At 60.7% G+C, this 5729-nt stretch carries 2 protein-coding genes; both read right to left on the reverse strand.

Annotation, left to right across the window (positions count from 1 at the left end; genetic code table 11):
* Positions 1-80 precede the first annotated feature (80 nt).
* Complete coding sequence (locus tag OC610_RS20010) at positions 81-4766, reverse strand: dermonecrotic toxin domain-containing protein (RefSeq protein WP_264430138.1); 4686 nt, start codon at positions 4764-4766, stop codon at positions 81-83.
* A 111-nt stretch (positions 4767-4877) separates the two neighbouring features.
* Positions 4878-5603 (reverse strand): FadR/GntR family transcriptional regulator, encoded by a 726-nt coding sequence (locus OC610_RS20015; protein WP_264430139.1) that lies wholly within the window; start codon positions 5601-5603, stop codon positions 4878-4880.
* Positions 5604-5729 lie beyond the last annotated feature (126 nt).

Consider the following 5729-nt stretch of genomic DNA (forward strand, 5'->3'; position numbering starts at 1 on the left):
AGCTCCTACGCAGCTCCTGCGGCGTCCGACGGGCGCAAGCTCCCTCGCCACGATGAATCACACCCGACTGAAGTGACCAGTCAGGGCGCCAGCGGTAGAAACTTGGCGTGGGCCAGTGATTTGCCAATCTGCCCACGGTGCACATTCACCACTGCATACGGGCTATCCGCCTTGGCGAGCAGCGAATGGTAATGCTCCCGGCGCTGGTCCTTGGATTTCAGGTGCGCAACGCTGTAGTCGGCTTTCGGCGTCTCGGCCGTTTCGTAGTGGAAATGCGCGTACCAGAGTGGAAAACCGTCGCGGTCGTTGATGGCGTACTCTTGGAGAAAATCCTTGCGGGTGCCTTTCAAGGCCTTGCGTTCACCCAGCCGCGCAACCTGTATCAGGTTTTTCTCAAACAAGTACCGAAGGTTGCCGTCAGTCGGCGGCAGTTGCAGGCTCAATTCGGTGCGCAGGGCGCTGCCCTTGTTGGTCAGCTCGGAAATGGCGTCCGACAGATGCGTGCTCAACGTCTCGTCTGCGGGTGTTCGCGGTGTTTGTGACGCCGCGAAAGCCCTGTCGAGTTCTTCGGTGAGCGTGCGGTAGCGACTCGCTTCATTGGCCATGATCTCCTCGATTTCCTGAGGATGGCGGCAATGCTGCCTATAGCGTTCAGCCCGGCGCAAACGCTCAGCCAACTCACCGAGCAGTTCGCGCGCATCGCGCTTGATCGCGTTGAGGGCACGGGTCGTCGGCACAGGAGCTGGTCGCTGCACCTCGATGACGTCCCAGACGTCTTCGTGGCGCGAATAGGTGGCGATGAGTTCGTTATCCACTTCGGAGCGCAGTTCGACGACTTCGATCGGCAGGGTGGTACCGGCCGGTTTGAGATCACCGATCAGAACGCCGCTACGGCGGGTCTTGATGACTTTTTTCTGCGCCCGACCTGCAGTCGCCTTGGCGCGTCTTGGCGGCTGCTTGTTCGGGGTTGGCTCGGGCTTGACGTGTGCCGCCAGTTTTCCAGAGACTTCTTCGTAGAGACTCTTGACCACTCCGATCATTCTGTCGAAATACGATTCGTGGATGTCTTCGGCATACAGGGTTTTCATCCCTTGTAGCGCATCCAAGGCCCCACCGTAGTGCTCGGTCAGACTTTCCAGTACTTGCAGCTGTTCCGATGGCGATAAGTCATACATGCGCATCTCGGCGTGGGTGCGCACATGCTTTCCCAGGGGCCTGACAATGCGGTACAGGCTGTCGGGCAGATCAGTCGAGCGATGTTTTATCGCCAGCATTGGAAGCGTAGCCAACTGCAGGCCCCTGATGCCCGTTGCACTGGCTTCATCGATTGGACGGTCTGCGGTCAGGCGCTCGAAAGCCTGGGCGCCCGCAGGGTCCAGGTTCAATAACTTGTCCAGGAGCTTGTCCTTGAGTTCCAACCAGTGGATTTTGCGATCATTGATGTCGCTGACCGCATCGATGAATTTGAAATAAGCTGCGGGGTCCCGGAGGAAGGCAGCCATTGCCGAACCTTTCTCCTGGAAGTGGGGGTAGGCCGCGTTAATGGCGGCATAGTCCATCTCGGCGACGACGAAAGCCTTGCGCGCATTGTTGATAATGTTTTCCATCAGTTTGCGAAGCATGTCGGAAGGTAACTCGATGCCCAGGCTGGCGCGCTCGGGTGCGCTGTCCAACAGTTTCATATAGTTGTTGGTCTGCTCGTTTAGCAGGTCGTAATACACCTTGCGTTTCGGCGCGCGCTGCTTCTCGGTATAGGCGCTGGCTTCTTCGAGTCTCTCCATCACGCTTTGGGCGACGTCCAAGGCCTTCTGCCGTTCAACCTCCTGCGCCGTGATGGTGTGTATTTCCTTGGTCAATTCGAACGCTCTTTCCTTGTTGAGGCGCCGCTGTTCGGCGATGCGTCTGGGGGGCATTCCCCCTCGCAAGCGCAGGCGCAGGTCCAGGGTCCAGTTGCCTTGATTATCCGTCTGCAATAGTGGCCCCCTGTGTGACGGGGCAAGCGGGTCGATGATGTTCACGCTGTCCTGCGATTCGAGGTCGATTCGATACAGGTGGCCTTCTACCAATGCGTGCCAACGGTTATCAATCACATACAACCCCTTGAGCGAGCCATGCCTGATCGGGTTGGGCAGCGAGGCGGGCTGCGCCACTTGCATGTTCCGCAGTTGGGCATGTTGCTCCGGTGTCAGGCGACGCCGGGCATTGGAAAATTTCAAATCGAGAATGGCTGCCGGGGCATCGGCGCCAGGCAAGGCTACGGGGCCTTCCAACAGGGCAGGCGTTGCCGGTGCAGGCCATTGCTCCGGGATGAAGCGTGTCGCGGGGGCGCGCATCGCTTGGTTTTTGATGGCTGTCGAAAGGGCAGGGAGAGACGGCTCGCGAAGGGACGGAACCTGGCTCACCAGCAGGGCAAGGTTGATCAGCAAATCGACCGCGGCCGATTCCCGTGTCGCCGGATCGCCACTGTTCAGCGCCGGGAAGTCCTGAGTGGCGCTGGCCATGAGGTTCAATAGCCAGACGCTGGCCATGGCCGGTCCGCGCAACAACGGGAACAGCAGTGTGTTGAACAGCAAGCTGCCGCCCTTGAGGAAGACTGCCCAGCGGCTTTCGCTGTTGGAGACCGACTGTCGGTCGGCCTGGGTCACCAGGGCCTGGGCATTGCAACCGTAGAGAAACTCCATGAGCTTGCCGTTGCGCAGGTATTGCAACAGTTCATCGTCGCCTCCGTCGAGGGCGAGCGTGGCCGGGGCGGGTTTCTCGGGCACGCTGAATTCATCGCCCTGGAAGAAATGCACAACGTGTGGCTCAGTGAAGCCACCGTTGGCATAGACCGGTCGAGCAGCGTCGGACATCCAGGTCAGGATGCTGTCCTGCAGATCCCCGGTGATGGCGACCGCCCGCAACAGAGCCTGTCGCGTGGGGAACTCCAGCAATACAGGCGTATACAGTGGCCGATACAACACATGGGGACCGTTTGTTGCGTCGTGCGCCTCGACGATGAACATATTGGTTACGACGTCGGGTCTGGCTTCTGGCTTGCGCAGGAAGGCCAAGTGGCGAATCACCACGGCACGCCCATCAATCCGCTGACCGTCAACGTCGGGTTGCAGAACAGCCTCTATCAGGCCTAGCCCTTGGCGGGTCATTCCGTTTCTATTGTCGAGCATGTTTTGCAGCGCTTCGAGCCGGAGCTGCGCGGGAATCTGCTCGGCAAACAGGCGTCGATTGTTGTGCGCTTGTAGCGAATCGCTCAACAGCGTCTCATGCAGGTAGCGCGGATACGTTGTGCCGATGTCCACTTGCTCGATAAGCCCACCCCGGCGGCTGATGAAGTCTGCCGTCAACCACGATGGCAATGCCAGACCTTGGCGATGGCTGAGTGTCACATGCCCACTGGGGCGCGAGACGAGGTTATCAATCGCCAGTTGGGTCAGGCTCATGGCCCTTTTTTCGCTGATGCCTACGGCGCCGGGATACCCGGCCGAGACGGTGAACGTCAGTTCCACATCGTCGGGGTGAAACTGGCGGGGCGGGACCTTGTTCGAACTGCTTTCGTTGGCTTTTTCCATCTGCGCGAGCAACGCGTCAGCGGTGAAAGTCCTGATGTCATCGATAGGGTGCCAGTCTTGGCCACGTTGCTTGACGCTGGCCAGCGCGAGGGTGTATCGCTGGAAGGTGGTCCGATCGGCAAGGGAGGCCTTTTCCAGCCATTCAGGTAGCAACGGCTTGAGTTTTGTCGTTGCTCCGGCGTTGAGGCGGGGCACGTCGCCCAAATGGCGGGTGGGGTCGCTCAGCTCGCTGTAGAGCGCTTCCAGGTCTTGCAGGCCAATGTGGGAGGGAAGGGCTATCGCCTCGACGTCCGCCAATTGTCGTTCCAGGATCATGGCGGCCTGGGTGTCGAAGGCATCGCCATCGATCTCGTAGCGTTGGCAGCTTACGGTGTCGACGACGTAACGCTTGGCTATCAACGCGCCCCAGTGGCGGTTGAAAGCCTCCATCGAATCGAAGGCCTGCACGGCGCTGCCGGGGCTGCAAAGCAGAATGACGAGTCCGGACGGGGTGTAATGAAGCAACAGGATCTCGCAGCTGGGCAGTTCGGTACGGGACATGCCCTGGGTGACCCTGCTTTTCAGGCTGTAGGCATAGACCGGTGAAGGATTCTGGCTGACGCGTTGGTCGCGGTCTGGCCAGCGGACGATCTGGTCAAGGGCTTCGCGTGCCGGTTCAGGCAGTCTCGGTTGGCGCAGCGCTTGGACATGCAGCCCGTTCTTGAGCGTATCGCTGAGCCATTGCCAGCGATTGGTGCGGGCGCCGGCGTGCGTTGTGGCGCCGTTGTCGATGTCCAGGTTCCAGTAGCGAGCCAGTGCATCGGCGAGGCCGATCGGTACCGTCCAGGGTAGCTCCGCCAACAGTTTTTCAATGACGGCCATGTCCAGACCGCCGGCGGCTGGTTGGGGACGGTGTGGGAGGGTGTCGGAAAGATAACAGGCAGGCTGTCCGTTTGATCCCAGTTTCACGGGTGTACCGTGGGCCAGGTAATCAAGCACCAGGGGCATGAACGGTTGAAAGCGCCAGGCAGGCGTATCGGTACCCGGACACGCCAGCTGGGTCTTGGACAGGTCGAGAGTCAACGAGGGGTATCTTGCCTTGATGGCCTGTTCAAGCATGTCGTGTACGGCCTGCTCGAACGTGGGGCGGCCGGCGAATTGCTGGCTGACGTTTCGCACAAGCGCGCGGGGATTGTCAGCCTGGGAGAGCGAGGTCATGAGAATTCCTTTTCCTGGACTCGGGGTCGTCGGGATGACGACGAGTCCAGTATCGGGATTCAGGGCCCCTGCGTGCGGTATATAGATACCACCCGTTGTGCGCAGGTTGTGTCAGGTCCGGTCGTTATCGCTGCCCAATACGACGTTCAATGCGCTGCGGGCATCGTCGAGCTGCACCAGCGTGGCATGGCGGGCACCGAGCGCGTCGCGGTTTTCGATGGCGGTGAGGATCGCCTTGTGTCGCGGCATCGCCAGCTCATGCAGGTTGGGCCGCTGGTTGGAGTGCTTGAGTGCTTCGGCAATGGCCACCGACAACATGTTGCAGAGGTTGGCGAGCAGGTCGTTGTGGGTCGCGTCGGCGATGCGGCTGTGGAAGTCCAGGTCCGGTTGCAGCAGGGCTTCGGGGGTCGGGGCGGCTTCCATGCGCTGGTAGGCTTCGTTGATCGCGGCGATGTCTTCGTCGGTGGCGAACTGGGCGGCGAGGGCAGCCGCCGCCGGTTCGATGATGCTGCGCACGCTGGTGAGCAGGCCGAAAAATTCGTTCTGCGGGCTGCTCTGCATCAGCCAGTGCAGCACGTCCGGGTCGAGCATGTGCCATTCCCGCCGGGCCTTGACCACCGTGCCCACGCGAGGACGCGAATACACCAGGCCCTTGGCGACGAGCACCCGCGTGGCTTCGCGCAGCACCGGGCGGCTGACCGCATACTCTTCGCACAGCAGGGCTTCGGCGGGCAGTTTGTCGTCCGGCTTGAAGCGCCCGGAGACGATCTGCATGCCCAGTTCCTGGACAATGCGCGCATGCATGCTTTTGCGGTCTGAGGGTTTGCGGTAATCCATGGGACGCGGCGCGATCCTGTCGGCGAGGGGGGAGTGCTGCGCATGATAGCAGGCGCAGCGGATATTCATCAGGTCGAACCCTGGGGGCTGAATGACCTTGTGGCGAAGGAGCTTGCTCCCGCTGGA

The sequence above is a fragment of the Pseudomonas agronomica genome (assembly GCF_025917275.1).
Lineage (GTDB): Bacteria > Pseudomonadota > Gammaproteobacteria > Pseudomonadales > Pseudomonadaceae > Aquipseudomonas > Aquipseudomonas agronomica.

Excerpts from the sequence above, each read along its gene's own strand:
- OC610_RS20010 (WP_264430138.1), bottom strand. The coding sequence starts at position 4,766 with ATGACCTCGCTCTCCCAGGCTGACAATCCCCGCGCGCTTGTGCGAAAC.
- OC610_RS20015 (WP_264430139.1), bottom strand. The coding sequence starts at position 5,603 with ATGGATTACCGCAAACCCTCAGACCGCAAAAGCATGCATGCGCGCATT.